Origin of the sequence: Cocleimonas sp. KMM 6892, assembly GCF_035798195.1 — a bacterium.
GTDB classification, from domain to species: domain Bacteria; phylum Pseudomonadota; class Gammaproteobacteria; order Thiotrichales; family Thiotrichaceae; genus Cocleimonas; species Cocleimonas flava.
Map to the genome: position 1 here is coordinate 52146 of NZ_JAPFBV010000004.1, position 25960 is coordinate 78105.

The 25960-nt window shown below is 40.7% G+C and carries 26 protein-coding genes; 15 read left to right on the forward strand and 11 right to left on the reverse strand.

From position 1 onward, the window contains the following. Positions 1–882, reverse strand: coding sequence for a LysR family transcriptional regulator (locus OO007_RS11890; RefSeq protein ID WP_131905938.1), 882 nt, complete (start codon positions 880–882; stop codon positions 1–3). Positions 883–1314: 432 nt separating this feature from the next. On the opposite strand from OO007_RS11890, the gene OO007_RS11895 reads away from it, so the two are divergent. The 4 genes from OO007_RS11895 (at position 1315) to OO007_RS11910 (ending at position 5502) form a co-directional block, all read left to right on the forward strand. Further along, positions 1315–2160: an ATPase gene (locus tag OO007_RS11895; RefSeq protein WP_325808964.1), complete on the forward strand. Its 846-nt coding sequence runs from the start codon at positions 1315–1317 to the stop codon at positions 2158–2160. 64 nt (positions 2161–2224) lie between these two features. Further along, entirely contained in the window at positions 2225–3322 is a 1098-nt protein-coding gene (gene metA, locus OO007_RS11900) for a homoserine O-succinyltransferase MetA (protein ID WP_325808965.1), read from the forward strand. 119 nt (positions 3323–3441) lie between these two features. Beyond that, complete coding sequence (locus OO007_RS11905; RefSeq protein WP_325808966.1) at positions 3442–4644, forward strand: multidrug effflux MFS transporter; 1203 nt, start codon at positions 3442–3444, stop codon at positions 4642–4644. A 216-nt stretch (positions 4645–4860) separates the two neighbouring features. Continuing rightward, positions 4861–5502, forward strand: a complete 642-nt coding sequence (locus OO007_RS11910; RefSeq protein ID WP_325808967.1) for a fasciclin domain-containing protein — start codon at positions 4861–4863, stop codon at positions 5500–5502. 76 nt (positions 5503–5578) lie between these two features. Here OO007_RS11910 and OO007_RS11915 read toward each other — a convergent pair whose 3' ends face one another. From OO007_RS11915 to OO007_RS11930, 4 genes are all read right to left on the reverse strand, one after another. Then, a complete protein-coding gene (locus OO007_RS11915; protein WP_325808968.1) occupies positions 5579–6439 on the reverse strand; it encodes a hydroxypyruvate isomerase family protein in 861 nt (286 codons plus the stop codon). A 12-nt stretch (positions 6440–6451) separates the two neighbouring features. Beyond that, positions 6452–7669: an SO_0444 family Cu/Zn efflux transporter gene (locus tag OO007_RS11920; protein WP_325808969.1), complete on the reverse strand. Its 1218-nt coding sequence runs from the start codon at positions 7667–7669 to the stop codon at positions 6452–6454. 39 nt (positions 7670–7708) lie between these two features. Then, positions 7709–8113: a Zn(2+)-responsive transcriptional regulator gene (zntR, locus tag OO007_RS11925; protein ID WP_325808970.1), complete on the reverse strand. Its 405-nt coding sequence runs from the start codon at positions 8111–8113 to the stop codon at positions 7709–7711. Positions 8114–8466: 353 nt separating this feature from the next. Next, positions 8467–9168 carry a substrate-binding periplasmic protein gene (locus OO007_RS11930; RefSeq protein WP_325808971.1) on the reverse strand — a complete coding sequence of 234 codons (702 nt, stop codon included), beginning with the start codon at positions 9166–9168 and terminating at the stop codon, positions 8467–8469. A 736-nt stretch (positions 9169–9904) separates the two neighbouring features. On the opposite strand from OO007_RS11930, the gene OO007_RS11935 reads away from it, so the two are divergent. Further along, positions 9905–10822 carry a tellurite resistance TerB family protein gene (locus tag OO007_RS11935; protein ID WP_325808972.1) on the forward strand — a complete coding sequence of 306 codons (918 nt, stop codon included), beginning with the start codon at positions 9905–9907 and terminating at the stop codon, positions 10820–10822. Positions 10823–10908: 86 nt separating this feature from the next. On the opposite strand, the gene OO007_RS11940 is transcribed toward OO007_RS11935, so the two are convergent. Further along, positions 10909–11349, reverse strand: a complete 441-nt coding sequence (locus tag OO007_RS11940; protein ID WP_325808973.1) for a DUF6173 family protein — start codon at positions 11347–11349, stop codon at positions 10909–10911. A gap of 597 nt (positions 11350–11946) precedes the next feature. On the opposite strand from OO007_RS11940, the gene nhaD reads away from it, so the two are divergent. Beyond that, entirely contained in the window at positions 11947–13284 is a 1338-nt protein-coding gene (gene nhaD / locus OO007_RS11945) for a sodium:proton antiporter NhaD (protein WP_325809242.1), read from the forward strand. Between the two features lie 122 nt (positions 13285–13406). On the opposite strand, the gene OO007_RS11950 is transcribed toward nhaD, so the two are convergent. Both OO007_RS11950 and OO007_RS11955 read right to left on the reverse strand, forming a co-directional pair. Then, positions 13407–14138 (reverse strand): NYN domain-containing protein, encoded by a 732-nt coding sequence (locus tag OO007_RS11950; RefSeq protein ID WP_131905946.1) that lies wholly within the window; start codon positions 14136–14138, stop codon positions 13407–13409. Between the two features lie 164 nt (positions 14139–14302). Beyond that, complete coding sequence (locus OO007_RS11955; RefSeq protein WP_131905947.1) at positions 14303–16144, reverse strand: SulP family inorganic anion transporter; 1842 nt, start codon at positions 16142–16144, stop codon at positions 14303–14305. 761 nt (positions 16145–16905) lie between these two features. Between OO007_RS11955 and OO007_RS11960 the strand changes: the two genes are divergently transcribed. The 7 genes from OO007_RS11960 (at position 16906) to OO007_RS11990 (ending at position 21365) form a co-directional block, all read left to right on the forward strand. Continuing rightward, entirely contained in the window at positions 16906–17649 is a 744-nt protein-coding gene (locus OO007_RS11960; protein ID WP_325808974.1) for a hypothetical protein, read from the forward strand. Between the two features lie 276 nt (positions 17650–17925). Continuing rightward, the gene (locus OO007_RS11965) at positions 17926–18576 is read left to right on the forward strand and encodes a peroxiredoxin-like family protein (RefSeq protein WP_325808975.1); all 651 of its coding nucleotides are present in this window, start codon (positions 17926–17928) and stop codon (positions 18574–18576) included. A 61-nt stretch (positions 18577–18637) separates the two neighbouring features. After that, positions 18638–18967, forward strand: coding sequence for a thioredoxin family protein (locus OO007_RS11970; RefSeq protein WP_325808976.1), 330 nt, complete (start codon positions 18638–18640; stop codon positions 18965–18967). 112 nt (positions 18968–19079) lie between these two features. Further along, entirely contained in the window at positions 19080–19328 is a 249-nt protein-coding gene (locus OO007_RS11975) for a DUF3297 family protein (protein ID WP_325808977.1), read from the forward strand. A gap of 111 nt (positions 19329–19439) precedes the next feature. Then, positions 19440–19979, forward strand: coding sequence for a manganese efflux pump MntP (locus tag OO007_RS11980; protein WP_325808978.1), 540 nt, complete (start codon positions 19440–19442; stop codon positions 19977–19979). 200 nt (positions 19980–20179) lie between these two features. Continuing rightward, complete coding sequence (locus OO007_RS11985; RefSeq protein ID WP_325808979.1) at positions 20180–20665, forward strand: AAA family ATPase; 486 nt, start codon at positions 20180–20182, stop codon at positions 20663–20665. A gap of 79 nt (positions 20666–20744) precedes the next feature. Continuing rightward, a complete protein-coding gene (locus OO007_RS11990; protein ID WP_325808980.1) occupies positions 20745–21365 on the forward strand; it encodes a class I SAM-dependent DNA methyltransferase in 621 nt (206 codons plus the stop codon). Between the two features lie 35 nt (positions 21366–21400). On the opposite strand, the gene OO007_RS11995 is transcribed toward OO007_RS11990, so the two are convergent. The 3 genes from OO007_RS11995 to OO007_RS12005 all read right to left on the reverse strand — a co-directional run bounded on the left by OO007_RS11995 (position 21401) and on the right by OO007_RS12005 (position 23470). Next, positions 21401–21931, reverse strand: coding sequence for a hypothetical protein (locus OO007_RS11995; RefSeq protein WP_131905955.1), 531 nt, complete (start codon positions 21929–21931; stop codon positions 21401–21403). Positions 21932–22060: 129 nt separating this feature from the next. Further along, a complete protein-coding gene (locus tag OO007_RS12000) occupies positions 22061–22729 on the reverse strand; it encodes a hypothetical protein (RefSeq protein WP_325808981.1) in 669 nt (222 codons plus the stop codon). A gap of 18 nt (positions 22730–22747) precedes the next feature. Beyond that, complete coding sequence (locus OO007_RS12005; protein ID WP_325808982.1) at positions 22748–23470, reverse strand: sterol desaturase family protein; 723 nt, start codon at positions 23468–23470, stop codon at positions 22748–22750. A gap of 148 nt (positions 23471–23618) precedes the next feature. On the opposite strand from OO007_RS12005, the gene OO007_RS12010 reads away from it, so the two are divergent. Both OO007_RS12010 and OO007_RS12015 read left to right on the forward strand, forming a co-directional pair. Then, the gene (locus OO007_RS12010; RefSeq protein ID WP_325808983.1) at positions 23619–24359 is read left to right on the forward strand and encodes a helix-turn-helix domain-containing protein; all 741 of its coding nucleotides are present in this window, start codon (positions 23619–23621) and stop codon (positions 24357–24359) included. A gap of 176 nt (positions 24360–24535) precedes the next feature. Then, entirely contained in the window at positions 24536–25891 is a 1356-nt protein-coding gene (locus OO007_RS12015; RefSeq protein WP_325808984.1) for an APC family permease, read from the forward strand. The last annotated feature ends 69 nt before the right edge of the window (positions 25892–25960 follow it).

Consider the following 25960-nt stretch of genomic DNA (forward strand, 5'->3'; position numbering starts at 1 on the left):
TTAAACTGCTCGGAATAATCGCTTCAGGATATCACTTAACACCACGATATCAGGATCTTGTTTGCGTTTCGTTTGATAGGCAAAGCCAACAGGTAGCTTGAATGAAGCCCCGGGCCAGACACAGATTTCACCTCTATCAAGCATGGGTTGTGCTTCTTCTTCCATAATTAATGCCAAGCCCGCTCCTGACTTGATTAACTCATTCACATAAATTTCAGAGGTTGCTTCGGTATTCCACTCGGGGGATTTCTCGATGCCTTCAAACAACCTATCCAATATATCAAGATAAGGACATTGAGGCGCAGGATAGATCCAGGGCAGATTAGCGAGACTTTCGATGTCTTCATTCAATAGCTGATCTTGCCATTTAATTGAACCCGCGATGTGAATAGTTGTTTCTGTTAGCTGGATACTTTCCAGGTCTTTATCATCGTTTTGGCCGAAGAAGAACGTCCCATCCAGAGATCCATTGGATAATTGCTCCATAAGTACGGGGGTGTTACCCGCCACAATATTCGCTTTAACACTGGGGTGATGGGTGCGTAATTCGTCGATGAGTTTTCCCAGCTTTAAAAACACCGCATCCGCATTCAAACCAATTCGTAACTGCGTTGATACTTTGTTTTGCAGCATTTTAGCCTGCAAACGAATCTCGTCACTCGACTCTAAAATCTGCAAGGCTTTAAGTTTTAGCGCTTCGCCATTTTCAGTCAGCTGCATACCTGTTGAAATTCGATTAAACAGTTTGATATCAAACTCTTCTTCCAGCGCTTTAATATGCGCACTTAGGGCTGGCTGACTGATAAATAAACGATCAGCGGCTTGAGTGAGATTGCCAGTTTCGGCAATCGTGATAAACGATTTTAGTTGATAAAGTTCCATTTGCTCATAGTGTCATCATTTTTTAAAGCGGACAATCGCATTTGCTGATCGGTGCGTTTTGAATTGCTTATTGATGTCGCTATTAATAAAACAGTTATGCCTCTACCGTTACGCCCCAATAAATGTACATCGACGATTCCTTACGGAATCTACGATGGTCTTTTCAGGCTCTTGGTGAGCTCTGATTCCTAAAAAAATTGAGTCAGAATATGCATTAGTCTTAAATCAATCAATGTACATCGACGATTCCTTGCGGAATCTACGATGGACTTTTCTGGCTCTTGGTGAGCCTAGAAAAGCCCCCCCCTACTTTGGGGGCATTTTTTAATTCTCTCTCCGAAGATTCCGTTTATACTTAACAGCTGACTGATACCATTAGATCAAAACTAATGATTAGTATCGAATTAATATAGATTTGAGAGAGCAGTATCCGTGAAATTAAGCGCAGAAGAATTTAGCAAACTAGAACATAAGTCGATCACCCTATTGGGAATGTCGGGCGTGGGCAAAACCTTTTTATCGAATATTTTACGCCAGAGCGGCTGGTTTCATTACTCCGGGGATTATCGTATTGGAACGCGTTACCTAAGCGAACCGATTCTGGATAATATTAAAATTCAGGCGATGCAGGTTCCTTTTCTGCGCGATCTATTGCGTTCGGATTCGATCTATATCAACAATAATATGACCTTTGAAAACCTCGATGCCGTGTCGACTTTCTTAGGAAAAATTGGCGACCCGGAATTAGGTGGTTTATCCCTGGAAGAATTCAAGCGCCGTCAAAACCTGTTCTATCATGCAGAGCATGCTGCAATGTCAGATGTGCCGGAATTCATGAGCAAAGCGCGTCAAATTTATGGTTTGAATAACTTTATCAACGATGCTGGCGGCAGCCTGTGCGAAATAGAAGATAACGCGCTACTTGATATGTTGGCAGACAACACCATAATTTTGTACATTCAGGCGAATAAAGATGATGAAAAACGTCTTATCGATCGCGCCAATGCATCACCTAAACCGATGTATTACCGCGCCGAATACCTGGATGAACAACTTGCCATTTATATGGAAGAAAACCAGCTAGAATACGTAGCGATGATAGACCCAGATGAGTTCGTACGCTGGGTATTTCCACGCCTATTCTACAATCGCATTCCCCGCTATGAAGCGATTGCACAAAAGTACGGTTACACCATTAAAACGGAAGATTTATACCAGATTAAAACCGAATCTGATTTTTTAGAATTAGTGAAAAAAGCCATGACGGAGCAGGCTTAGCCTTTATTAATCTACCGCGTTTTAACGATACCCGGTTTTATAAAGTAGCTAGCCAACAACAAAAATGCCATTAGTCGAACATAGTAAATTACCCACGTTTCAACGCCTTCGCGATGAAGGACAAGTTGTACTGCGCCCCGGACAAGCATCTAAACAGGATATCCGCGCACTGCATATTGGTATTTTAAACATGATGCCTGATACGGCTATGCAGGCGACTGAACGTCAATTTTATCGTTTGATTGGTGAGAGCAACCCAATCGCACAATTTCATGTTCATCCATTTAGTTTGCCCGTTTTCGAACGCGGCAAAAAAGCACAAAAACACATTGATAAATACTACAACACCTTCGAAGAAATCAAAGAAGCGGGTATTGATGCACTGATCATAACCGGCGCAAATGTCTCTCAACCCAAGCTTCCACTAGAACCTTTTTGGGAGCCACTGAGCGAAGTATTTCAATGGGCGCATGAAAATGTAACATCGACACTATGCTCGTGTTTGGCAACCCATGCCGCGCTCGAACTGCAATACAATCAGGCTCGTTATGGTTTGGGTTATAAGCGCTGGGGTGTATTTAGTCATCGCGTTACAGACAAAAATCATCCTTTGGTTAAGGGCATTAATACGCGCTTTGATGTGCCTCATTCACGCTTTAACCAAATCGACCGTTCTCAGTTTGAAGCGGCAGGTTTACATGTTCTGGCTGAAAGTAAAGAAGCCGGCGTACAAATGGCGGTTAGCCCGGATGGTTTCCGTACCGTCTATTTTCAGGGACACCCTGAATACGATAGCATTAGCTTATTGAAAGAATACAAACGTGAAGTCGGTCGTTTTGCTGAAGCAATGCGAGCAGGAGAACAGCTGGATTATCCCCCTTTTCCGCTGAATGTTTTTGACATCCACACGCAAGCGATATTGAATGAATTTCGTTATCGCTTGATTGAATCGGTCAATAATAACAAGGAATTACCTGCTTTTCCTGAAGCACTAATACTCGATCATATTGATAATAGCTGGCACGATACTGCTGCGGCTATCCTCGCTAACTGGATGGGTTTGGTGTATCAGGTGACAAATGTCGATCGCAGATTGCCATTCATGGACAGTATCGATCCAGATAATCCGCTGTCACTTAAAAATATCTCTGACGCTAAATAATCTATAGGCTACGCTTTATTCTCTAGCCTTTTCGAACCTAATTTTCATATCTATCTGCCTATCGTTTTTCTGTATTTTCTGGATTACATTTTGCACCTAGTTTTATAAGAGTAATTGTTGTGAACGCTGTACCTTCTAAAGCAAACCATACCGCCAAATGGCACTTGATCATTCTCGTCTCTTTAATGTCCATGGTTGGCCCCTTTAGTATCGATACCTACCTGCCTGCTTTTGAAAGCATGGAAGCTGATTTAGGTGTAAACAGGATTTTGATGACCAAAACCCTGGGCGCTTATCTGATGGCTTTTGGTGCTTCGACATTGGTTTGGGGTGCAATCACCGACTGGATTGGGCGCAAACCGGTGATGATTATTTCACTCGGCAGTTACTTTATTTCATCAGCAGCTTGCGCATTAGCCAGTGATTTCGACCATTTATTATGGTTAAGAGTATTTCAAGGCTTAGGGGTTGGCGGCGCACTTATCGCTGGTCGTGCCATGGTACGCGATGTACTTGATACCAAAGATGCACAAAAGGCGATGGCCTATGTGATGATGTTATTTTCTGCCGCGCCTGCACTCGCACCAGTAATTGGTGGGTGGCTGCACGATTTCTTTGGCTGGCGTTCTATATTCTGGTTTCTAGCCATTTACGGCATTGTGGTGATGGCTTATGCCGTGATAGTTGCACGCGAATCTCTGCCTCAGGAAAACAGAAGTTCAATACGAATTCAGGAAGTTAGCCGTGTTTATTTAAGAACCTTACAAAGCCCTCGCTATTTACGTCTGGTTTTTATCCTCGCGTTTGCCTTCGCTAGCTTCTTTGTGTTTATTGCCGGAGCACCCACGCTTTTATTTGATGTATTAGGCTTAGAAGCTAGCAGTTTTTATGTGTTGTTTGTGCCGATGGTTTCAGGAATTATGTTGGGCGCAGTAGTATCCAATCGTTTGATTCACTTTTTAAGCTCAAAACAAATACTCACTATTTTCATCACGCTGATGTTAGCAATATCCATTTTCAACTGGAGTTTAAATTACTTGGCAGAGATATCGATAGTGCGCGTGATCGGCCCTCTCGCGCTGTATTCATTCGGTCTTGCCGTCATCATGCCTGTTTTAACCATCGAAATTATCAATTGTTTTCCAAATAATCGTGGCTCTGCAACCGCAATGCAGAGTTTTATTCAAATGGTTTTCAATGGTATTACTGCGAGCTTTATCGTCGCCAGTCTGGGAACAGTACTGAGCAACTTTATTATCACGCAAATCGTATTAATACTGGCTGCGGTGGCACTTTGGTTGTATGAGCTCAGAGTGAGATAACATCGAACATGACACCTCACGTTTGAATGACAACTCGTTTTGATGTCGTTTAAACGTATATAGAAAACATGTGGAGTTAGTCACTTTGCTTTCATTCATTATCATCTGAAAATAATCAAAAATTTCATTTCCAGTTAACAAAATTTTTACAGTCATCAGCATACTCTGCGTAGGCGGTACGAAGATTCGTACACTAACTATACGGAGATACATGAAATGAAAATCAATTTAAAGTCAGGTTTTAAATCAAAGTTAAATGCCAAACTATTAACAGCTGCAATTGCGACCCTTTTTGTATCTATGCCCATGATGGCATCAGCGAGTGATTGTGACTATTCTAAAAAAATGAAGTCTGCACAATCCGCGCAACATTCAATGCAAGGACAATATAGCCACTCAGTAAATAAAAGCCCAATGGCTCAAGGTGGTTTTATTAAAGTCGGTGCACACAGCCCAAAAGCAGACATTGTTGATACTGCAGTTAAAGCAGGAAGCTTTAACACCTTAGTTACAGCGGTAAAGGCAGCTGGATTGGTAGACACGCTTAAAGGTAAAGGACCATTTACGGTCTTCGCCCCAACCGATGAAGCCTTTGCAAAAATACCAGCAGACGTACTGAATGGCTTACTAGCAGACAAAGAGGCATTAAGAAAAGTGCTGCTTTATCACGTAGTCGCCGGAAAGGTAACAGCCGACCAAGTAGTTAAAGTGAAATCAGCGGCAACTGTTCAAGGTTCAGATGTGATGGTTGATGCGTCTAATGGCGTTATGATCAACAACGCGAAAGTAGTCAAAGCCGACATCATGACGAGTAATGGTGTAATTCACGTCATTGACACGGTATTAATGCCAAAATAAAACGCATCAAGCAATATGCAAAATACACAAAAGGCTCTCTTGATTTTATTTCTCGAGGGTCTTTTTTGAGATGAATTTAACAGCGACTATCCTTAAAGTTCATCCAGCCTAAACCTTCATCTGTGGTCGCTCTTGGGCGATATTCTGCACCTACATAACCCGTATATCCCAATTCATATAACCAGCTTAATAATCGGCTATAACACACTTCACCTTCATCGGGTTCGTGTCGTGATGGCACTGCGGCAATCTGAACATGTTGAATATATTCAAGATATTGCTCGAGTTTCTTCATCAAATTTCCTTGCGCGACTTGAATGTGATAACAATCGAACATGATTTTGATATTAGAACGACTTAAGCAGGCAACGGTTTCTACAGCCGTTTCAATATCTGAGAGATAATAGCCCGGGATATCCTGACGGTTTATCGGCTCTATCAAAATACCTATGCCATGATCAGCCGCGAGGTCTGCCGCGTAATTTAAGTTACGCAAATAGACATCAAAACAGGATTCTAAATAACCATTAGTCACCCCCCCACTTTGGAGCACTTTTTCTGGTATCTTGCCCGACATCACATGAACGTGTTGTGCGTTTATCTGTGCAGCGTAATCAACGGCTTGCTTGATGAATTGACGAGCTTCGGTTTCTCTTTCTGGAATAGCGCATACGCCGAAGTCGCCTGCGCTCAGATCGCCTGGTAATGTATTTAAACTCAACATTGGCAAACCTGTCTCTTCCAAGGCTTGCTTGACGTCTTCTGCGGGAGTTTCAAACGGCCAGTGACATTCCACTGCATCAAAACCTGCGTTAGCAGCAGCATGAATACCTTCTACCAAGCTGAGTTCCTGCCAAAGAAAGCCGAGATTTGCTGATAGCTTAATTGACTCATTAATGGACTGATTTATTGATTGATGTGTAGTTGTCTTAATCAAGTGAGAATCCTATTAACTTGTTTGTGTTTTCCATGGGTGACTCTTACCCAACTTTAATTTTAAAACGACACCAACTAATAACAACAATGATGCCCATGCAATAACCGCAGGAACCATATCGTGACTGTGCGAAATCTGCCCCTGAACATCAATGTTAAACGCTGAAATGAGGTAATCAACAAGAAATCCTGTGATTAAAGCAACAATCGTTACCCCAGATAAATAAGCAATCAATGAGCGTTTACCCAGCTCTTTGCCAATTACGCCAAGTGTTGAAATATTGGTCGCCGGACCCGCCATTAAAAACACCATCGCTGTACCCGGAGAAACTCCTGCAAGCAGTAAACCTGCCGCAATAGGCGTCGAAGCAGTTGCACACACGTACATCGGAATGCCAACGACTAGCATCAACAACATTGCAGGTAAGCCACTTCCCCATTCTGCGAGGAAAGTAACAGGCACAAAAGTTTGCACTAGCGCCGCAAATACCAAACCAATCACCAACCAGAACAACACCTTATCAAAAAGATCTGTAAATGAGTAAACAACACCATTCCACGCTTTGTGTATAAAACTATCTGGGTGAGATTCCATGGGGATCTCGTTAGAAGATCCATTTGATGAATCACAGCATGACTTTATTTCTTTTGGCGGTTTTGAAGCTTCATCGCTACTGCTACAACATGAAGTTGTTTTTTCTACAGCTTTAGAGACTGCTTCACTACCGCAACATGACGTTTCTTCAACGATTTTTTGTGTTTTCTCTGATCCACAACAGTTAGCTTCCGCTGAACTCTTAGCGGCCATAGGAGTAGAAACATGAGATTCGTTCTCTTCTGCCTTACCCACCAACAGCCCCGCCGTGATAGCAGATACTATCGCGGCGATAGGTCTGACAATAGCCATAAATGGGCCCAGTAAAGCGTAAGAGACACTCACTGAATCGATCCCTGTTTCAGGTGTTGCAACCAAAAAAGAAACGGTTGCCGATTTTGAAGCACCTGCACGACGTAATCCCAATGCAGCAGGAATGACACCGCAAGAACACAATGGCAATGGCGCACCAAACAACGCTGCTTTGACGATCGATGGCGCACTATTTCCACTCAGATGCTTTTGCAATAAAGAGGTAGGTATCAGCGCTTTAATCAAGCCACCAATCACTAGACCCAAGACTAACCATGGGGCTGCTTCTAAGCATAATTCTAATAAATTGTTTAAAAATTCCATAACCTATCCTTGTTCCTCAAACTAAGCTTAAGCAAAACGTTAGTCGTCGGTATTGTCCAATGCGTTTAAAATCGTACACGAGGTAGCAGGTTCTGCCCCACCACAACACGCATCAGTAATTTTATGTAATGCATCACGCATTTTATTTAACTCATTGATTTTACTTTCTATCTGCACCAGTTTTTGCTCTGCGATAGTCTTAACTTCAGAACAACTATGCTGATCCCTTTCGACACGCAAAGTGAGTAACTCCGAAATCTCATTCAATGAAAATCCCACTGACTTCGCCTGTTGGATAAAGTGCAACTGCTTGAGAGATTCCTGATCGTATTCACGATAACCTGACTCGGTTCTTCCTACAGGTGCGATCAAACCCTGCTTCTCATAGAAACGTAGTGTCTCAACTTGAAACCCTGTGTTTTTCGAAAGCTCACCAATTCGCATTTTAATAACCTTAATTACTATTTAAGTTTTTAGTATAAACCCTAAAGTCTACTATAGGGTCAAGCGTAGACTTGAAATTAGCATTTATTAGATACAGATCAATTTACTGCATGGAATTCATTGAGTAATTCCCCTATCTAATTAGCACTGCCACATATAGTTAGCTTAAATATTTGAAGAAAAACAGATGGGTTTGGATGTTAACTTAAGATGAGATATAGTTTTTTTACTATCAAAAAACGGGCTGAAAGGTGGGGGGGTGCCTTTATCATTCAGAATAATAGCTCGTTTGAATGAGTCATTAGAACAGACTCTATATTCAACGTTCTAAAGTCATTTACTACAATCAAATATTACAAATAGTTTTCAACGAGTTCCTTATAGAGTTCAATATCACTCTCATAAACGGCAGATTCATATTTTTCGACAAAATCAGAATCAACGAAGGGGGAAAAAACGGTGAATATTTGTATGGGTGGTTCAGGTAAATTAAGCACCTTGAATTTATCCTCCATACCCAGTTTGGTTATTTCACTGGTGAGTGAGATATAACAGGGTAAATAGACCGCATCTAAACGGTTAAACGCTAATTTTTTAAGGTTCTTTCCTGGCGACTCTACGCCCGGCAAAGGTTCTAGATCAACCGCATTTCTGGTTAACATCGGGGAGACAAAAGAATTCTGGATAGTACCAATCTTGAATCCTGTTAAATCAGCTTCTGATGACACCTGATTTAATGCAGAGGATGAATTTACCACTATGCCTGATTTGATTTCTGAATATGGGAGTTTGGGGTATTGAAAGATTAATTCTCTTTTTGGATTTTTTGCCAAAAACAGAGCGGCATCCAGTGACGCCTCTTCCAGACGTTGCACTAAGCGACTTAATGGATACTCTTCAAACACATAGTCTGTCAGGCCCATACGCTTTGCGACGATTTTGAAATAATCAATGGCTGCGCCTTTCGGCTCGTGATTCTCATCCAGAAACATGTGTGGATGTAAATTAACAATACCAAGCTTTAATGTCTCCGCCTGAAGACTTGTTGATAGCACCAAAGACAAACCGAATAACAAACGTGTAATAAGCGTTAAAAATAATCGCGGTAATTTATAGGCAACAGCTGAAATATCGACAGATTCTCTGCGGATTAATTTTGTGGAATAGTTGTACAGATTGATAAAAACACCCTCTCCTGGTAGCTTAAAATAACTTTTAAAATTGAGGCTTAGATGTGCTTTTTTGGGCCATAGTTAAATGTAAGCGATAATATTTTTTATTTTCTCCCACTTATTATTATTTTTATTATTTTGTGAAGAAGTTATACCTATCACAATCGACTTTATAAAACGCCTTGTTTATATGGCTCCTTATAAAATGACATCATACTGATAGACATACAGTTTATGCCTATTGATTATACTAGAAATATAATTGCAGACAAATTATTTTTATTTATCATGAGCTTTATTAATTTAATTAATTGATTGTCAATAAAACCTCTTGTAAATCATAAATCGTTAGCGAGAATCTGATTTCTATTCAGAGACTCTCTTCATTCACAACGCTTTTTACGACGCTTTTTACAAGACTGTTTGCATTTTCAATATTCTCTGATCAAACCGAAAATTACCGTTAGTCAATCAAATTGGTATGAACTTGATATAAAGATTCTAATACCAAGGTTAAGTAATGCCAGACGGTTTAGCGTTTTTAACCTACACTTATGGCGTTTAAAATTGTTATGGGCAAACACTCATTCCGCCCCACATATATTCAAAGGAGAACAAAATGGATGCTATTGATACGATTAAGATATTAGGTAGTCTTCTTGGCAACGGTGCATTATCAAAAGGCTCAGGAGGAAATGTCTTAGGCAGTATCCTTGGTTCAGCGTTAGGTGGAGCACAAAACCAGCAAACACAGGGCGGCGGCGCACTAGGTGATATTCTGGGTGGTCTAATTGGTGGAAACCAACGCACTACTAGCGGCGGCGGTATGGCTGATATTCTGGGTGGTTTACTCGGCGGTCAACAACAGCAACAACAAGGCGGTGGTCTTGGTGATTTATTAGGAAGTCTAACTGGTGGCGGACAAAGTGGCGGCGGACTAGGAGACTTACTAGGCAGCTTGGCAGGTAGTCGCCAACAGCAGGCACCACAAAGCGGTGGCATGGGCGATTTACTTGGTGGATTACTCGGCGGCGGTCAAAGTGGTGGCATGGGTGGCGCTGGTGGACTAGGCGGTCTTCTTGGTGGAGCACTCACTAAATACGCTCAAAACCAGAACAGCACTGCCCCTAACCCGGGTGTCGATGATAGTGACCTTTTGCCAATGGGTATTGATCAACGAGAAGCAACAGATCAGGCAACCCTTATCATTCGTACAATGATCAATGCAGCTAAATCAGATGGTAGCATCGATGAAGCAGAGCAGGAAAAAGTGATCAATAAATTGGGCGATGTGACTCAGGCAGAAGCTGACTTCGTACGTAATGAATTCCGTCAACCACTTGATGCAGCAGCATTTGTACGTTCAATCCCACGTGGCATGGAACAACAAATCTACGCTGTATCATTGATGGCGATTGATCTGGACCACAATAAAGAAGCTAAATATCTTGATGAATTAGCACGTGGTCTTAATATTCAACCTCAACTTGCTAATCAGATCCACGAGCAGTTAGGTGCTCCAAAGTTATATGCATAAGCGAGTAGTGTATTCGTAAGAATTACTCAGTAAAAAAAAGCGACTCATCGAGTCGCTTTTTTTATGTTTGTGAATCAGCTAATTAATCAATTTAGCAGAGCTTTGGACTTTTTCTCTTTATATTCTGCCCAATCCGCAAAGCCAAAAGGAGTCTTTTGTTGACCCGTAATTCTGCGTTTAAGTGCTATCAACTGGATATTCAATTCCGATGAAGGTTTAACAAAATGCACCTGCTTACCGCTATCTACATGTCCTTTAAAATAGATCATGGCGTTGTTTTTATAAGCGATATGATCAATATAGAATGTGACTTGTTTTCCCTGATGTTCAATCTGAATACCTGCTTCATAATCATCATCCAGAGATTTGTGTAGATCATTAATCCAAACTACAACGTCTGTGTTATTAATGTTTTTAATTAATTTAGCACTGATTAAAATCTGACAATTAGAAACCGCTTCCTGACTTTTTAATCGGATCGTATTAATAATATCTTCTTTTTCAAAAATTCTACAAGTAGCATCCATGCCATCATCCTTACTTATTATTCTTCCTATCTAAGTAAGTGAAACAAAATCACGCTAAGTTCATAATTTTTATTAGAAAATTAGTTTGTTTACCCTGTAGCACCATAACATAGCGTAAAAATGCACTAGTTAGGTGTACATTCTTTTAAATTGCTGCCTGTTATTCCTGTACATTTCTCCATTGTCTAGTTACTTGCCCCACTTCCTTGCATTTAATCCTTAGTCTTTTAACCTGCTCTTAAGTCTAATTATTTCTGATACCCAAGCTACTAAACATAATACGCTATAGCTCTAATTCATTGAGAAGCTTGGTAATTTCTACCTAAATTGCTAAAAAATGGCATAAAAAGTCCTCTTTTTATCCAGCTTTATATTAAATCGTTTGTGGCAATCTCAGGCCATTGCCGATAGCTCATTGAATATATTAAATTTCCCATGCTACAATCGCGCCTTTTTTCGCTGAGCTGGCTAATCACATAGCGCTAATCGATTGTTCTCATTGAAGGTATTCCCTTGTTCTCTCTCACAAAATTATCACTCATAACCCTTTTATTACTATCCTGTATCAACCCGGCATTTGCATCATCCGCTGCCAGTATGATTCCGCATGATTTCACAGCAAAAACATTAAGTTGGGTGGCTATTGCAATCTTTGTTATAGCGTATACCTTTGTAATTCTGGAAGATGTGATTCACCTAAGGAAATCAAAGCCTGTCATTGTGGCAGCCGGTTTAATCTGGATCATTGTTGCAATGTCTTACGCGGGCATCGGACGCTCTGATCAAGTCGATGCTTTTCTTAGCCATAACGTTCTGGAATACGCTTACCTGTTCTTATTCCTGCTGGTGGCGATGACCTACATCAATACCATGGAAGAACGTGGTGTGTTTGATGCGCTCCGAGGTTGGTTAATCTCCAAAGGTTTCACCCTTAAAGGTATTTACTGGATTACCGGCGCACTGGCTTTTGTAATCTCGCCGTTAGCAGATAACTTAACAACGGCATTATTGATGGCCGCGGTAGTTATATCAGTATCGGGGGGTCGCTCAGCGATCATGGCAGACAAAACCCTAAAAGGTTTTGTGGTATTAGCCTGTATCAATATTGTGGTAGCAGCGAATGCAGGCGGCGCATTTAGCCCGTTTGGTGATATCACCACCTTAATGGTGTGGCAAGCAGGTAAAGTGCCTTTCGGTGGCTTCCTCGGCCTATTGCCAGCTGCCTTGGTAAACTGGTTGATTCCGGCAGTCATTCTTTCTTTCTTCTTACCTAATGCCAAACCTGAGCCTAAAAAAGAAGAAACGCGCCTCAAATACGGTGCATTTGTCGTCGTTGGTTTATTCATCTTCACAATCGCGCTTGCCGTTACCTTCCATAATGCGTTCCATCTTCCTCCGATGCTGGGCATGATGACTGGCTTAGGATTTTTGCAGTTGTATGGTCATCACCTTAAAAACACCGATAAATCACACGTTGATGATAATCGCATTGGACGTTTTGATATCTACAACCAGTTACAACGCTCGGAGTGGGACACCTTGATGTTTTTCTATGGCGTTATCTTATGTGTGGGTGGTTTAGGCGCATTGGGCTATCTTGCGCAAGTTTCAGGTCTACTTTATGGCGTTTTAGGACCAACCTATGCCAATATTTTAGTGGGTGTTATGTCAGCGATTGTCGATAACATTCCGGTAATGTTTGCCGTGCTCAGCATGAACCCTGAACTAACACAAGGTCAGTGGTTATTGGTGACATTAACCGCTGGTGTTGGTGGATCATTACTTTCTGTTGGGTCTGCAGCAGGTGTTGCACTTATGGGTCAAGCACGTGGCATATACACGTTTATGTCACACCTTAAATGGGCATGGGCAATTGCTTTGGGATATATCGCCAGTATTGGCGTTCACATGGTTATTTATGATCTTTCGTTTTAATAGTTGGGTATAGATAAAAGTAGTAAACCCACCCCCCTACTTTAAGCGACATTTTTATAACACAATAAAATCACAGCGCTAAACGATTACTTTAAAGGTATCGTTTAGCGCTGTTTATTTTTTTATTTCCGTGCATCTTTTATATACATAACCGAGCCGTCATTTCTCATTTCTATATCAAATAACTCGCTGGCTCTAATCAAATCACCCAGCTTTCTGTAGCCATAGTTTATGGATGAGAAGGAGCTATTATTCGAAATATAGTGACCGACGTGGCTCATGTGTGCCCAGCCATCATCTTCTGATGATTGCTCAACAGCCGTTCTCAATAACTTCACCAGTGCGTTATCACGTCTAAGCTCAGCTTTGCTTTTCTTGGCCTTTTTAGTGGAGGTATTGTCTGTTTTCTCTTTTTCTTCTTGCGCTAGATTTTCTGTGAAGATGAATGGCGAACATGCATCAACGAATGGCTGCGGCGTTTTCTTTTCACCAAAACCATAGACAGGTAGGCCACTCTCAAGGATTCTTAGCACCAATGGGGTAAAGTCACTGTCGCTAGTCATCAACGCAAACGCATCGATACTGCCACTGTAGAGCAAATCCATCGCGTCGATAATCATCGCAGAGTCAGTCGCGTTTTTACCTTTGGTATAAGCAAATTGCTGCATCGGCCTTATGGCATTTGGATGTAAACGATTAATCCAGCCAGATAACGATGAGTTGTTCCAGTCCCCATGTGCATGTCGCACATTGACCATACCGTACTTCGCTAGTTCTTCTAAAACCCCTTCTATTGAATTGTGACTTACATTATCGCAATCGATAAGTAATGCTATTCTTTTTCTTTCTGACACAAAAACTCCCAGTGTACACACTCTAATGATTAAACATGACGCACAAACAGTCAGTTTGTTACGTCATCTGATTGTAAACACATCCCCACTGCTTTTGAAAGACAACTCGTTTTTAGTTAGTAAAAACGTGTTGAATTTATACAGAGTCAGAGGCTTGTTTCATCCTAATCATTAGAATTTTCATTCTTTTGATTGTTTTTCTTATGCTCATTGTTGTCATCAGAAGACGAATCGTCTCCTTCATACACCACAATTTCTACTGGCTTATGGTAGATCAAATTACTAACATCCACGGTATCACCATATTTTTCTTTGATTGCCTTGATGGCTCTAGCGCGCTTGTCGAAGAAGTGTGCAGCACCGATTTTCTTATATAAACCAGAACGTTTCAGTGCATCTTCTACTTTGAATTTAATCCGTGAAATATAGAATTCGATGCCCGCTTCAGCTAACCGTTCAGACATATGGCTCAGCATTTCTTCACCCGTTGCATCAATCTGATCAACCGCTTCCAGATCTAACACCAGTACTTTCAGCTCAGGTTTATCTGCGACTGCATTCAACATTTTACGTTCGAGATAACCAGCATTGGCAAAATACAAATCGCCGTCATATCGATAGAAGGCAACCGTCTTACTGGTTTTAAGCGCATTCAATCTGGCATCACGATAAACACCTTCTTCGGTGAGTGACACCTCGGCAAAATGAGGTGTCATGGTGCGGTATAAATAGAACAACAGTGATAAACCGATACCAATAAAGATGCCCCATTCAAGATGCGGTGCAAAATAAAGCGTAGAAGCAAACACCGCCAGCGTGACAAAACCATCGTGCGGATTGACTGTCCATGCGTGTTTGAAAGGCTGTAATTGAATCAGGCCGATAACCGCGATAATGATTACGGCTGCCAGCGTAGCAACCGGCAAATGGTATAAAAGTGGTGTTAAGAACAACAAGGTAATACCAACAATAATACCGGACACGATTGCGGCAAAACCCGTTTTTGCACCGGCATCAAAAGCCACTGCCGTACGTGAGAAAGAACCAGAAACCGCATAACCCTGGGTTACACCAGCGACCAGATTTGCCAGACCTTTACCAACCATTTCCTGATCAGCTGATAAATGCTGGCGCGTTTTAGAAGCCACCGCTTTTGCAATAGAAAATGCTTCAACAAAGCTCAATAAAGCAATCATAAATGCAGGTAAAAGTAAGTTAGATAAATGATCTGGATTGATTGATGGCGCTTTAAAAGCGGGTAAACCACTGTTAACTTCAGCGACAATTTTACCGCCCATGCCTTCAAAACCAATCGCCCATGAGACTAAAATCGAGATCACTACCGTGAATAAAATACCGGGTAATCGTGGTGTGAATTTCTTGAATCCGAGTAACAATAATAAAGAAAACGCACCCATCATTAAGGTCGGCATATGTGTTTCATTGGGAATCGCTTTCAATAGATTCCACAGGGTTTCGTACAAATGACTACCCGATTCGACATCGATACCAAGTAATTTGCCTAGTTGTAAACTACTTATCACTATCGCAGCCGCATTGGTAAAACCAATCACCACCGGATGCGACAGGAAATCCACCATCACGCCCAGACGCAATAAACCTAGAACAACTTGCATAATGCCCGCAAGAATCGCAATCATCGCGGCATAGGCAATATATTGTTCGGGCTCTAATCCCAGTGGGATCAGTGCAGCTGCAGTCATCAATGAGATGATAGCCACCGGGCCATTTTGTAATTGCCGAGATGAGCCAAATAAAGCCGCTACTATAGGCACCAGGAATGCAGCATATAAACCCATTTGCGGTGGCAAACCGGCTAACTGCGCATACGCCATGGACTGGGGTATCAACACTAGGGCAACGGTAATGCCAGCGATTATATCTGCCCTTAATATCTCTGGTTTCTTCAGTTCAAAGATCCAGTCCAGAAACGGCACAAAACGCTTCTTACCATCGTTTACTAACTGTATTAAATAATCGTTCATTATTCCCCTATACGGTGTCTTTTATTATCTTTGCTGTACTTTAATTAGTACTTTTTTTGAGTGAGTCAAAAACTATGATTCATAGTATTTCATTATAATCATAAAGATAGCAGAATCTGATTAACAGTTTTCTATAATCTATTTTATTTATGGATTAATTAATCATATTTAAGGCTATTCAAAACAATAGCATCACATTTAAGTATCACATAAGAGGAAAAAGTGCCCCAATGTACGGGGGTGGCTTAATAGCTAAACGATAAAAATCCTTATTGTCTATCAGGTCTTAACAATGTCTTTGCGAAACTTATCGCTGTCGTTAATGACAGTCATGAACTGGCAGGAAGTAAAAACATTCGTTTAGCCGAGTTAAAAAATGAAAAGTTTATTATTTATTAATAGAGATCAAGCACTTGGACTATTTGATGAAACCCTCTCACTATGCAAGGAATCCGGTTTTTCACCCAATATCATTAGCCAGCCCCCGATACATGCAAACCTTAGTCACAGAAACAGCGGCAGGTATAGGTGTAGCGATTGCCCCCCTTTTGTATGAGTAAGTTATATAGCCAAGGCTGTCACTTTCTTAACTTAGAAAAAATAAATATGAAAATTCCATTATAGCTTCAATATAATAAAAATAACCACGCCGCAACAATCAAAGCATTTGTGGATATAGCTTTAAATGCTAAGGTCGAAATACAACAAAGCATGAAACATTAAGGCTTAAAAATTCAATAACCAACTAAGAGTTAAGTAATATGAAATCAGGCTTATCTATTCAAACAACTATCATTTCAAGTTTATTTGCAGTTTCGATATTCTTTATTTTTGCAAGTACACCTGCTTCTGCAGAAACTCATAACATATCTAATACTTCAAACACATCTGCAACAAAATCCGACTCTATTAATAGATCGATAGATTTATTTGGGCTTAAATTAGGTCAATCCATTACTGAGGTAAAAAGTATTCTGACAAATACCTTCAAAATCAAAAAAGAAATGATTAAAGAAGGCCGTTGGTTTCAACCAGAAATTGAAGGTTTAGATGTTGATGCTTTAACTATTAGTAATATCGAGCTACCGTTACAATTTAAACCTGATAGTCCCCCTATTTCAGTCAAATTAGAAAAACTTGAAATATTATTTACCTTGAAGCTCCCGATATCTGAGCCCAGAAGATCTGCATCAAAATTTATTGTGTTCTGGTTTGAGAAAACCCCTGAGGTACAAGCCTTGGTTAAGGATTACGCATTAAATAAACTGGGTAAGCCTTTAATTAATAATGAAGACGGTTATCAGTGGTGTAATTATATAAGCGAGGACAAACAGTCTTGTATCACCAGTTGTGATTTATCTAAGCCTGATCAATTTTGTCCACCCAATCCGTCCATTGGCTTGATGGAAGCTTCGTCTAAAATTTATTCACTCGCTATTACAGATTACTCTATGGATACTAATACAGGAAATGCTTTGAAGGTATTGAAATCTAAATCAAAATAATTAGTTTAACCCTAAACTTAGCTTGTTCAATTCATCTGCAGAAGAATTAAAAAAATGCCCGTAAGTAGGGGGGTGTAAAAAAACCGTCATTATTATTCTTTTTACGAGGCTAATGTGCGTTTAACCATTCATGAACAATAATTAATGTAAAAGACCCATTTTTGTGTCCAATTCAACGCCAAAATAGTATCTAATCTTTCATTACAAAATCATCAATAATCGCCGAATAAAGGTCTGATTATTTCAAAACTTATATACCCTGTTTAAAGGTAAATCATGACAACATTAAAAGAACAAACCGACGCTAAGATTGAAGAGTCTCGACAAGCTAACCCTGAGTTTATGAAAGGCGTCGAAGATGTTATTAAGCAGGCAAAAGACTTCCAACAAGGTAGCAATGCTGTTGAAACGGGTACGCAAGCACCTGGTTTCGAATTACCAGATCCAGAAGGTAAATTAATATCGTTGCCTGATTTACTGGCAAAAGGCCCTGCCGTAGTGACTTTTTATCGTGGTAGTTGGTGCCCTTACTGCAATTTACAGCTTAGAGCTTTGCAAGCACGTTTGGCTGATATTCATGCGCTAGGTGCTGAATTAGTTGCTATTAGCCCACAAGTACCTGATGGGTCGATGACAAAGAATGCCATTAGTGAAATGGACTTCATCGTACTCTCTGACCAAAACGCCAAGGTAGCCGCTGAATATGGCGTGGCTTGGGAAGTTCCAGAGTTTCTTGTGGAGCATATGAAAGTAGATCGCCAGCTTGACCTTGAAGAAATCAATAATGGCAATGGCAGCATACTTCCAATTCCTGCGACTTTTGTTTTAGATACTGATGGTGTCATTACATGGCGCTTTGTCGATGTTGATTACCGCACGCGCTCTGAGCCTGAAGATATTATCAAGGCGCTACAGAAGTTGTCTTAAGCGATTCTTACGACCTCATTAGAATACAGGTTTAAGAGTTACCTCATTGATCGCCAACCCTATGAAACAAATTACCGATATTACACTGATAGAAAGCCAATCAACTCAAGGCGCTTTGTTTATTCTCTTTAGTGGTCCATCTTGTGGCGTGTGCAAAAGTATTCGCCCACAACTTGAGTCTATGCTGAAAGAACACTTCCCTGAAATACAAAGCGCTTATATCGACTGCGAAACATCACCTGAAATATGCGCACAATTCGGTGTATTTAGTCTGCCAGTGGTGAAAGTATTTATTGAAGGTAAGCTAGTCGCGGAAGAGTTTGGTGCTTTTAGTCTTTCTCAACTACGCGATAAATTAGAAAGATACTATTCTATGTGGCTTAGCGAATAATGTGGCTTAGCGAATAGTATGGCTTAGCGAATAGACAATGATGACAATCAAGTTCGCTAAGTTTATATTACCCGTTATTTTAGCCAGCTAATTTCAAAATAAGGATACTCAAATGACAGACACTCAATCGCGACCGCCATTACCGGATAGACTTTCGGGAAATCCTCGCAGCCCTCATCATGTAGAAGAAATTTTCCAGCACGAGATAGGCATTTTATTTAACAACAAAGAACGCATCGATGTTGAAGAATACTGCATTAGTGAAGGCTGGATAAAAGTGGCTTCGCCTAAAGCTCTGGATCGTCGTGGACAACCACTATTGATTACATTGAAAGGAACGGTTGAAGCCTTTTATCGTTGAATTTTTCTCCCGCTTTCGGTCTTGATATCCCTATCTATAAGATATCCTCGTAGCCAAAAGAAGTAATAAGTGCAGTAATAAGCAGAAGTAATAAGTAGAAGTAATCAATAAATGTTTGAAGTTTTCAGTTTAGCCATTGCCCTGAGCATGGACGCTTTCGCCGTTTCTATCGGCCTTGGTTCTAAACACTTAACAAAAACAAAATCACTTTCGATTAGAGCTGCGATCTACTTTGGTGTGTTTCAAGGCATCATGCCTTTAATAGGGTTTATCGGCGGCAAAAGTGTTTTCGGATGGATCAATCATTATGCGCACTGGATCGCTTTTTTACTGCTGATTCTGATTGGCGGAAAAATGATTTATGACTCACTCACTGACGGTATCGAAGAATTTATCTCGGATATTACACACAAAGTTCTACTCGCTCTGGCTATCGCAACAAGCATCGATGCCATGGCAGCGGGTTTCACCCTAACGCTGCTTGAAGTCAATCCTTTTATCGCATGCATTATTATTGGCTTCACCACGTTTCTCTTTAGTGGACTTGGTGTCTTTATTGGCGCCAAGAGTGGCACCTGGTTAGAGAGTAAGGCAGAGCTTGTTGGTGGTACTGTCCTTATTTTAATTGGTTTTAAAATACTTCTCTTTTAGATGACGTAAAAAAGTGCCTATAAGTAGGGGGGGGGCCTTAAATCATAAGAAAGAGAATCGTAGTAGAAATCATTAGGCTAATCATTAAGGGGATGTATAGGCTGGTTTTTCAGCACCATTAAATGTTATGTTTGACGCCATGATTATCGCTAAATAAGTCTTTATAAACGCGAAATCATTCCAGAAAAACGAGTGCACTTATGAACAAAGGAACCTTAACTTTTTTCTGCGGAAAAATGGGCGCAGGAAAATCTACCCAATCGATTGCGATTGCACAACAAAGTAATGCCATCCTACTTTCTGAAGATGAATGGTTAGGCTCACTATTCCCAAATAAAATTTCGACTCTAGAAAATTATATAAAATACTCAAATCGACTGAAGCCACAAATCAAAAAGCTTGTTCAATCACTATTAAATAGTGGCACAGATGTGGTTATGGACTTCCCTGCGAATACCGTTTCTCAAAGAAATTGGTTTCGCCGTATTTTTGAAGAAGTGGATGCTCAACACAGAATGATTTACATCGACCTACCTGATGAAGACTGTTTAAAACACATAGAAAAAAGACGTTTACAACAGCCTGAAAGAGCGCAAACTGATACTGAAGAAATGTTTCATCGAGTGACTCAATATTTTGAAACCCCAGATTCGTCAGAAGGTTTTACTGTTGAAGTCAGGCAATAGAAAATTTCAGGAACACTTAAAAGCTTAGCCAGAAGGACTTGGCAAAGAATCAATAATTTATCAATCGTCAGGAAAGCAGATGAGCAAAGATTTTTTTAAACAAAAAGCGGGCATTTACGAGACAGATGAAAAGCGTGTTTCCAATGTCGATAATATCGCCAATACCGTGCTTGAAAATGTCAGCCTTAATCAGACTATGCACTTGATGGATTTTGGCGCAGGTACTGGACTACTGCTTGAACGCATTGCACCGTATGTTAAAAAAATAACGGCAATCGATATTTCGAAGTCGATGATTGAGCAACTCGAAAAAAAGCAAGACAGTCTTGAGTGTGAAATAAATATTCGACAGATTGATTTAGTTACAGAAAATATCAGCGATTCATTCGATGGCATCATATCGTCGATGACGATGCATCATGTGAATGATATTGAGGCAATGTTCTCCAAATTTTATAACTTATTAGAAGATGGTGGAGTCATTGCCATCGCAGATCTTGATGAAGAAGACGGCAGCTTTCACACGGAAGATACAGGCGTTTATCACTTTGGTTTCAAACGCGATGTTATTGCAAATGCCGCCAAACAAGCAGGCTTTCAAGACGTTGCAGTGATTGATGCGAGCGTGATGCACAAACCCTATGGTGATTTCCCGATATTTTTACTGACCGCCAGAAAACCGGAAAACCACCCTGCATAGCCAAAGTCATCTAGTTAAATAGATTAGCTTTTCAACTAAATGACTTCTTCAATAATACTTACCAATAACGCTTTGATTTCTTTGGTTTCCGGGGCTCTCGGATCTGGCTCTCTAAAGCTAAGATAAACCGTTTCTGGCTCGTCATGCAAAACATAGATAGCAATCGCATAAGGGCATAACACGATATTGTGTGGATTTGCACCTACCAAGGCGTGTGATAAATTCGCCTTACAAAACAGCAATATTTCGGCATCATCATAGACAGGGGTAGTAACACCAGCGATTTCAGCGGTGTTTTCTAACATGGTTTTAGCATGTGATGTGTAACTGATAACCAAACCTTCCGCCGATATGGCAGCCAGTAAATCTTCTTTAGCATCAGCAAAACTGGATTCTGTACTGAAAACATTGGCAAATTCAGGGTACTTAGCCTTCTCGCCTGATGCAGACTCGGTTTTTGATGGCGTTGCCGCATTTACAGCTGCATCACCGTTTAGGTTTTTAAATAACTCCGATGCTGCGATACCGCACACAACAAACAAAACCAAGATGAATATTTTTTTCATTTAACTACCCTATTCCAACATAAATAATTATTTTCGATCTGTTCTCAAGTATAAACTCAACCCTGTAAGGCTGTTTAGTGATTTTTGCCACCCCCTACCTTTGGGGCACTTTTTTTTAAAACGTTAATATCAAAAAGCGCTACACGGTTTAACATCACCAATAAAGAATTGCATACCTGCAATATTCGCAACTTGTTTAAAACCGGCATATTGGGCGAGTTTATAAATTCGTGATTCTTTGATACTCCAGAAAAACAACCTACTGGTTTGACTCCGTTCTGCCAAAGAGTTCAAAACAGGACAGATGAGTTTATGCAGCGGTACCTGTCCTCGGTAGTCTTTTGAGATACCTAAATCATGCACATACAACACCGGCTTATCATCCAGAATACGTTTTAGTGGCTCTAGTATTTTAGGACAACCCAGATCTTGATAAAACTGGATTGATTCAATCGCAGACTTCACTCCCTGTAATCCTAATTGTTGCGCCCAACAAAAGCCGAGTAAGTCATTAACTGTTTGATTTGCGCTATCTGCAACATTTTCAACACCTTTGTCGATATCATTATCATTTATACATAACCGTAAGCCTGCATTGCCTGATAATTCATCTTTGAGTTTTTCTTCCACTTCACTTTGAGAGTAGCTTTCACCCCAAAGATCAGGGTCTCCAAATATATTCTGATAGGTTTTAATTAATTGCTCACTCATATTACCTTCTGCCATTAACGCATCGAAGTTGTGAAAATCTTTAAAAGTCATCTTGTTATTCATTGTCTTGTTTATGAAGTTGTTCATGGGTAAAAATCCTCAGTTTTATATTTTTTTAGTGAGTAACATTGAAAGTATTTTGCTTTCGCGCTTTTCAGAAAAGCCACATGAATCGACGTCATGCTTGGGGTTGCTGTAGGTACCAAAGAGCATGTCCCACCAAACGATGTCGCTATAATTCTGTGAATGATGACCAGACTTGTGATGCAAACGGTGCATTTCTGGCGTTTGAAAAACGTATCCAACCCAATGGGGTAATCGAATATTGGCGTGAATTAGGAAACCCGCTGATCCTGTGATTAATAAAAACCACGAGGCAGCTTCCAGATTTAATCCCAATAGAACAAACACAACGCTATTGCTGATGATTAAATCGAATGTCATATCGAGTGGGTGGATATAAAAAGCAGTCAACGTTTGTAAGCGTTTTGGACTGTGATGCAGTTGATGGAAAACTCTCCATGCTAACGGTGATGCATGACGAAAACGGTGCCACCAATAACCCGCAAAGGTAAATATCACGTATGCAATCAGTGCCGCTAAAGGCGCTGACATCGAATCACTTAATGAAAATAGCGACCAACCATTCGCGATGCTGTTCCACAACATATCGACCAAAATGTAAACGCCAAAGATAAGTGCATTTACCAGTGCCGCACGCCCATACCATTTCCATTCAAACATTAAGGGATGGGCAGGAAAACGATGTTCCAAAAACATTAATACACCCGCAAAGGCATATAAAAGGGGTAAGGCTAATTCGGTCATTGATAACTCCGTATGTGTCTTGTGTTATGTAAGTGCTAGCTATAATCGTACGGAGTATCAAAATTGACCATTCATTAAGCTCAAGTTTAGATATAGGACCTATAATGGATCTTATGATGATACGTATTGATGTAATGAAGGTTTAAATATGGCGATAACCACAAACTTATTAGAGGCCTTAAAGACAGTCTTACGTGCCAAAGGCATCACCTATAAAGATGCTGCGCAGGCGCTGGAACTTTCTGAGGTAAGCATTAAACGCATTTTTTCAGAAAAGAATTGCTCCTTAACTCGCTTGGAAAAGCTCTGTGATTTAGCTGAAACTGATTTTTCAGAATTGTTGGAGATTGCCGAATCTCAACAACAAAAAGTGAGCCAGTTAAGCCACGATCAAGAACAAATGCTGGTCAGTGATACGCGGTTGTTAGTGGTGTCAGTGTGTATCATTAATTACTGGACGTTTGCTGAAATACTGGCGAAATATCAATTCACCGAAGCGGAACTCACCGGTGCATTCACGACATTAGATCGTCTGGGCATTATCGAATTACTGCCTGCTAACCGCTATCGTCTTAAAATATCGCGTCGCTTTAATTGGCAAGTCAGGGGCCCTATTCAAAACTTCTTTATCGAATCCGTTTTACAGGCTTATCTGCACAGTGATGCACAAGACGGAGGCAATCACCTGCACTTTACCTGGGGCATGTTGAGCAAAGAATCTGCCGAAGAATTAAACCGAAAAATTCACCGAGTGGTTGATGAGTACATGAGCATAGTTAATCAGGATGCAAAAATTCCGGTAGAAAATAAACTGACCAGCAGCTTATTGATTATGTTCAGAGAGCATTGGGAACCTGAGTCATTTAAAGCGCTGTGGAAGGATGAATAAGTATTAGTTGCTAATACACCCCCCACCTTTGGGGCACTTTTTTAATCGAATGCCTATCTAGTTATCACTAATTAATGATAACTAGCGGGAACAGCTAACAATTCATTAAATGATATATATCACTGATCCGCTGCTTATAACTTTTCAGCCTGTATAATTAAGTGCAAGATAGAATCATGAAGAAGGTAGAGAAAATTCAACTTAAGCGCTGTTTGAGTTTAAGCGAAATCGTTATCTATGGCGTTGGACTAATACTAGGTGCTGGCATCTATGTGCTGATTGGTTCTGCAGCAGGCATTGCAGGTAACATGTTGTGGCTATCTTTCACCTTGGCGGCAATCGTCGCCAGTTTTACGGCGATGAGTTATGCCGAACTCGCCGCTATTTTCCCCGAGGCCGGGGCTGAATATATCTATGCCAAAAATGCGTTTGGCTGGGATAAAATGGCGTGGGTGTTTGGCTTTATCGCTATTGTGATTGGCTTTACAACGGCAAGTGCGGTAGCCCTTGGTTTTGCGCGTTACCTCTCCTATTTCATCCCGATGAATCAGGTGATACTTGCCATTGGCTTGTTAGTGCTAATGACTGGCATCAATTTCTGGGGTATCAAAGAATCCGCACGTTTTAATGCATTAGCTACCACGATCGAAGTCGGCGGTTTGGTATTGCTGATTGCCATTGGTGGTTACTTCATCTTCAAGGGTGATATCCCGTTAGCAAACTTGACTGAATTTCCACCGCTACAGGAAGGTAGTTCTATAAGCTGGTTACCTGTGGTGTCTGCCAGTGCCTTGATTTTCTTCGCTTATATGGGTTTTGAAGATATTGCGAATATTGCCGAAGAAGCAGAAAACCCGGCACAAACTTTACCCAAAGCATTTATTTATGCCTTATTAATTTCAACCATTATTTATATTTTGGTGGCAGTTGTTTCTGTGAGCGTTATCCCCTTTTCTGAATTGGCTAAAGCCGAGCAACCTTTGTCGATGATCATGTCAAAATTAATCGGTGGCTTTAGCCCAGAACTCATCGCTTTGATCGCCTTATTCGCCACGGCAAACACCGTGTTAATCACACTTATTGTGTGTGCCAGAATGATGTATGGCATGGCAAAATCAAACTCTTTTCCTCGGGTATTAGCCAGTGTGCATCAGACTCGTCAAACACCTTATGTTGCGATCATGGTGACAGGCTTTATTTCAATTATCTTCTTATTTTTCAAAAAGGTAGAAGTACTTGCTGCGATTTCAGATGTTGGCATTTTCATTCTGTTCTTCATCGTTAATCTTAGTAATATTGTGTTGCGATACCGTCGACCCGATATCCACCGAGTGTGGCGAGCACCTTTCAATATTGGACGTTTACCGGTGCTCTCAGTGCTCGGTGTTCTGAGCTGCCTTTTCATGCTGATCAATATCAATCATCCTGTTCATCTTGGCGATAAAACCTACTCAGCGCAGTTGGTAGGTATGTGTATATTTGCCTTGGCTATTCCCTTGTCATTTGTCTTTAACCGTAAACCCAAAGTCTAAAAACGTATTTATCTGTTTTTTGATTTTTGTCTGGATGCTCAGAATAGTCTGCTGATAAACTAAAATCAT

Bases quoted from the DNA above. Each gene is read 5' to 3' on its own strand.
- OO007_RS11890 (WP_131905938.1), bottom strand. From the start codon at position 882: ATGGAACTTTATCAACTAAAATCGTTTATCACGATTGCCGAAACTGGC.
- metA (WP_325808965.1), top strand. From the start codon at position 2,225: ATGCCATTAGTCGAACATAGTAAATTACCCACGTTTCAACGCCTTCGC.
- OO007_RS11910 (WP_325808967.1), top strand. From the start codon at position 4,861: ATGAAAATCAATTTAAAGTCAGGTTTTAAATCAAAGTTAAATGCCAAA.
- OO007_RS11920 (WP_325808969.1), bottom strand. From the start codon at position 7,669: ATGGAATTTTTAAACAATTTATTAGAATTATGCTTAGAAGCAGCCCCA.
- zntR (WP_325808970.1), bottom strand. From the start codon at position 8,113: ATGCGAATTGGTGAGCTTTCGAAAAACACAGGGTTTCAAGTTGAGACA.
- OO007_RS11935 (WP_325808972.1), top strand. From the start codon at position 9,905: ATGGATGCTATTGATACGATTAAGATATTAGGTAGTCTTCTTGGCAAC.
- OO007_RS11940 (WP_325808973.1), bottom strand. From the start codon at position 11,349: ATGGATGCTACTTGTAGAATTTTTGAAAAAGAAGATATTATTAATACG.
- nhaD (WP_325809242.1), top strand. From the start codon at position 11,947: ATGATTCCGCATGATTTCACAGCAAAAACATTAAGTTGGGTGGCTATT.
- OO007_RS11955 (WP_131905947.1), bottom strand. From the start codon at position 16,144: ATGAACGATTATTTAATACAGTTAGTAAACGATGGTAAGAAGCGTTTT.
- OO007_RS11960 (WP_325808974.1), top strand. From the start codon at position 16,906: ATGAAATCAGGCTTATCTATTCAAACAACTATCATTTCAAGTTTATTT.
- OO007_RS11965 (WP_325808975.1), top strand. From the start codon at position 17,926: ATGACAACATTAAAAGAACAAACCGACGCTAAGATTGAAGAGTCTCGA.
- OO007_RS11970 (WP_325808976.1), top strand. From the start codon at position 18,638: ATGAAACAAATTACCGATATTACACTGATAGAAAGCCAATCAACTCAA.
- OO007_RS11975 (WP_325808977.1), top strand. From the start codon at position 19,080: ATGACAGACACTCAATCGCGACCGCCATTACCGGATAGACTTTCGGGA.
- OO007_RS11980 (WP_325808978.1), top strand. From the start codon at position 19,440: ATGTTTGAAGTTTTCAGTTTAGCCATTGCCCTGAGCATGGACGCTTTC.
- OO007_RS11985 (WP_325808979.1), top strand. From the start codon at position 20,180: ATGAACAAAGGAACCTTAACTTTTTTCTGCGGAAAAATGGGCGCAGGA.
- OO007_RS11990 (WP_325808980.1), top strand. From the start codon at position 20,745: ATGAGCAAAGATTTTTTTAAACAAAAAGCGGGCATTTACGAGACAGAT.
- OO007_RS11995 (WP_131905955.1), bottom strand. From the start codon at position 21,931: ATGAAAAAAATATTCATCTTGGTTTTGTTTGTTGTGTGCGGTATCGCA.
- OO007_RS12000 (WP_325808981.1), bottom strand. From the start codon at position 22,729: ATGAACAACTTCATAAACAAGACAATGAATAACAAGATGACTTTTAAA.
- OO007_RS12005 (WP_325808982.1), bottom strand. From the start codon at position 23,470: ATGACCGAATTAGCCTTACCCCTTTTATATGCCTTTGCGGGTGTATTA.
- OO007_RS12010 (WP_325808983.1), top strand. From the start codon at position 23,619: ATGGCGATAACCACAAACTTATTAGAGGCCTTAAAGACAGTCTTACGT.
- OO007_RS12015 (WP_325808984.1), top strand. From the start codon at position 24,536: ATGAAGAAGGTAGAGAAAATTCAACTTAAGCGCTGTTTGAGTTTAAGC.